Raw genomic sequence first — 981 nt, forward strand, 5'->3', positions numbered from 1 at the left:
TGCCGACGTCGATCACCGTGCGCCCGGCTTGATCCAGTCGGCGCGCACCAGCCCCGGCACGCCGGCGGCGACCACGAGGATGTCGGCCAGCCGCGCCAGCTCGGGGATGTTGGTGGAGGATTTATGCGCGATCATCACCGTGCAATCGGCATTGAGCAACAGCCGCGCCATCGGCTTGCCCACGACGTTGGAATGGCCGATGACGAGGGCGGTCCTGCCGCGCAGATCGCTGTGGCGTTCGCGCAGCATCATCATGCAGCCCAGCGGCGTGCAGGGCACGATCGCCTCCTGTCCTGTGCCGACCATGCCGACATTCGAGATATGAAAGCCGTCTACATCCTTGTGCGGGGCGATCGCGTTGATCACCGCGCGGGGATCGAGATGGGCGGGCAGGGGCAGCTGCACGAGGATGCCGTGCACCTGCGCGTCGTCGTTGAGCCGCGCGATCAGGTCGAGCAGCTCGGCCGCCCGCGTGGTCTCGGGCAGGCGGTATTCGAAGGATTTCATGCCCGCTTCGAGCGCCTGCTTGCCCTTGGAGCGGACATAGACCTCGGACGCCGGGTCATGGCCCACCAGTACCACCGCGAGGCCGGGGGCCTGCCCGGCCCGTGGCGCCGCCTCGGCCACCCGGTCGCGCACGCTGGCGCGCAGCCGCGCGGCAAAGGCCCGACCGTCGATCAGTTCGGCTCCCATGGCTCAGAACCGTCCGCTCAACGCAGGGACCACCTCGAACAGATCGCCGACGAGGCCGTAATCGGCGACCTGGAAGATCGGCGCCTCCTCGTCCTTGTTGATGGCGACGATGACCTTGCTGTCCTTCATCCCCGCGAGATGCTGGATCGCGCCCGAGATGCCGACCGCGACGTAGAGCGCGGGCGCCACGACCTTGCCGGTCTGCCCGACCTGCCAGTCGTTCGGGGCAAAACCCGAGTCGACAGCGGCGCGCGACGCGCCCACCGCCGCGCCGAGCTTGTCGGCGAG

The 981-nt window shown here is 68.8% G+C and carries 1 protein-coding gene and 1 pseudogene; both read right to left on the reverse strand.

Annotated elements, in window-relative coordinates:
• A pseudogene (locus MBELCI_RS18900) lies at positions 1-693 on the reverse strand (tetrahydrofolate dehydrogenase/cyclohydrolase catalytic domain-containing protein); the annotation flags it as partial.
• Between the two features lie 3 nt (positions 694-696).
• The coding region (locus MBELCI_RS18905) for an electron transfer flavoprotein subunit alpha/FixB family protein (RefSeq protein WP_045320568.1) at positions 697-981 on the reverse strand (285 nt) is incomplete at its 5' end.

Source organism: Limimaricola cinnabarinus LL-001 (assembly GCF_000466965.1).
Lineage (GTDB): Bacteria > Pseudomonadota > Alphaproteobacteria > Rhodobacterales > Rhodobacteraceae > Limimaricola > Limimaricola cinnabarinus.